We start from the raw sequence: 2410 nt of genomic DNA on the forward strand, positions 1-2410 counted from the left end.
AGGCGTTTCGAAACCAAGAGTTTATCAAATTATGGCCTAAAAAATACTGAAAATGTTGTTGACGGTTTAAGAAAAGACATCGGTGACGTGATAGCGGAAATCGGTCACGACGCGCCATATAAGGAGATAGAGCGCGAGCTGGATAAGATTCACATTGTGTTCCGGGGCGGTCCCGGTGGCTCTGGCGCTATGTTGGGTGCGATGGAAAAAGCGGGTAAGGAGGCCTTGGGCGGTATTCGGGATTGGGAATCTCGCCGCCGGGCTAGAAGGTACTTCGAAAATATGATTGAAGCGGCGCGGAAAGGGCCCGAGCAGAAGGTTCCCAAGCCGGGGCAGCTGGTGGTTTTTCAAGGGAAACAGGTGCCCTATGGGTCATGAGTGGGGAGGCTCACTTGGAGAGTGGCGTAAAGGGAGTGGTTGAGCAGTGTGCAAACGACACTTTTTCCCGTTTGGGGTTTCCAAGAAAAAACGCGTCGAGATAGACGGTTTGGTGATGAGCTCAGGGCTCGATGAATGTGGTGCTAACGTCATCGCGTTTTTTGGAAATGCGGCGGTTTGCATGGATCGATCATCGGGCGATATTGTGTGGCAAATTGGGCCACGTGACGATTTGGAATCGACGGTGTATGCGGCAGGTGGTGATGGGTTCGCGTTCGTCGCTGGGGGGACGCAGAGAATTGAACTGTCTAGTGGAGAGATAGAGCTAACAGGTCTCATAGACGAGGGGCCGTTGTTGGTGACGCCGAAATATCTGTTCACGATGACGATGGACGACGTGCTTAGATGTCTGAACATTCGCACGTTGGAGTGTATCTGGGAGTTCTCCGGGCAGCACGCTGGACATAATGATCTCCGTGTGGGCGACGGTATGGTCGTGCTGCAGGACTTGGAAGCGTTTCACGGGATTGATATTGAATCCGGCGATGTGCTTTGGGAGTTTCGAAGCCTCTCATGGCTGGAATCTCGTTATGCGGATAGGCTTGAAAAGCGCCGCAATCGACCTGGTGGCGTTTCTCCTTCAGAGGAACGCAGCGGACCGCCATGTAAATTAGGTCCCGTTGTGGACGGGAAAATTTTCCTTAGTTACGACTTTGGCTTGATGGTTGCTCTCGACGTTCGTACCGGCGAGTCGTTATGGGAGACCTCACTAAAATCACCAGTAACTGCCGCTTGGTTGCCAATGGCTCGTTATATGTGCTTGCGCGACGGAAAACTGTACTTCAATGACAACCAGGGCGCATTCGGAAATTCCGGCACACTGCACTGCTTGGATGCTGAAACAGGGCAGATTGAGTTTCAGCTCGACGAGCCTTTCACCCCGAGTGGCTGCGCCGGGTCGCTGATGATCGACAAGTATTTCATCGGCGGGTCTCGCCACCACATCGCCGCCTATGACGTCGAAGCCCAAGAGTACGTGTGGCGCTACGAGCACAAGGAGGCGCCGATATTCGGCAGTCAGCCGGTGCGCGTTCCCGGCGGCTTTCTCATTGCGAGTGGCCGGACCCAGGAGCTGATTTGGTTCCAAAGCGACGATGACCCACAAGGAGCGGAGCAAGCATGAGCGTTCGCTGCCAGACTTTTTGCCTGGACTGCAACGTCGAGGCGCCGGAGATCGGCGACGGTGGCGTGTTCGGGACCCCGTCCCTGGCGGTGGCGGCCATCCCCGACGACGATTGGGGCGGGACGGCCTATACGTTCGGTTGGCTCTACGACGGGCTGAGCGCGCTGGGGCTGCGGCCCTATGACATCGAGGCGTATCGCGCGTTCCTGCGGGAACACGACGGCCACGACGTGCGCCTGACTACCGACCATGACGACGATGAGCCCCCGCTGGACTGGGCGGCGTTGACCCGCTTCGAGTGGCCCCGTGACGGCTTTGTGCCGTGCTACTACGAGCTCGAGGAGCCGGTGACGGGCGCACGCTGTCGCACGGAGGTGGTCGAGCTGTTGGTGCCCCTGGATGAGACGACGTTGACGCCGGAGGCGGTGGCACGCGCCATTCACCGCCTGTTCGAGGATCCGGACGCGCTGGAAGGCGTGGCCAACGTCTCGCCGCTGCTTCATCCCTATGAAGAACTGGGCCGCATTCAGGACTTCATTGAAGCACACCCACAGACACCGCTGATCGCGCGCACGATAGAAGCGCGGTGAGCGCCGCGCCGATGAACGCGGGGTGCCCATAGGGGGGAGACGCGTTCACCGGCCATTGACCACACGGACGTGCCATGGCGATTTCAGGGACGATAAAAAACACACGTCGTGCCGCGGCAGTGCTCACGCTGGTGGCGCTGGCGCTGCTGGCCATGGAGACGGCGAGCGCGCTGTACGCGCCGATCTCCGGGGGCCAGCGGGTGAAGGCCGGGGTGGTGGCCGCCCGGGGCACGATTACCGGTCCCAACGGCGCGCCCAT

Annotated in this window: 4 protein-coding genes; all 4 read left to right on the forward strand. The window is 58.8% G+C overall.

All coding sequences use genetic code 11. From position 1 onward, the window contains the following. Positions 1–378, forward strand: a 378-nt coding sequence (locus tag ACPEES_RS23130; protein WP_435106820.1) for a hypothetical protein, incomplete at its 5' end; no start/stop codon positions are given. Between the two features lie 46 nt (positions 379–424). Next, a complete protein-coding gene (locus ACPEES_RS23135; protein WP_435106822.1) occupies positions 425–1561 on the forward strand; it encodes an outer membrane protein assembly factor BamB family protein in 1137 nt (378 codons plus the stop codon). Continuing rightward, positions 1558–2151, forward strand: coding sequence for a hypothetical protein (locus ACPEES_RS23140; RefSeq protein WP_435106824.1), 594 nt, complete (start codon positions 1558–1560; stop codon positions 2149–2151). The genes ACPEES_RS23135 and ACPEES_RS23140 overlap by 4 nt, the downstream gene beginning before the upstream one ends. A gap of 74 nt (positions 2152–2225) precedes the next feature. Further along, positions 2226–2410: hypothetical protein (locus ACPEES_RS23145; RefSeq protein WP_435106825.1), on the forward strand; the 185-nt coding region annotated here is incomplete at its 3' end.

This window comes from Arhodomonas sp. AD133 (assembly GCF_051195215.1).
Taxonomy (GTDB): domain Bacteria; phylum Pseudomonadota; class Gammaproteobacteria; order Nitrococcales; family Nitrococcaceae; genus Arhodomonas.

Excerpts from the sequence above, each read along its gene's own strand:
- ACPEES_RS23140 (WP_435106824.1), top strand. The coding sequence starts at position 1,558 with ATGAGCGTTCGCTGCCAGACTTTTTGCCTGGACTGCAACGTCGAGGCG.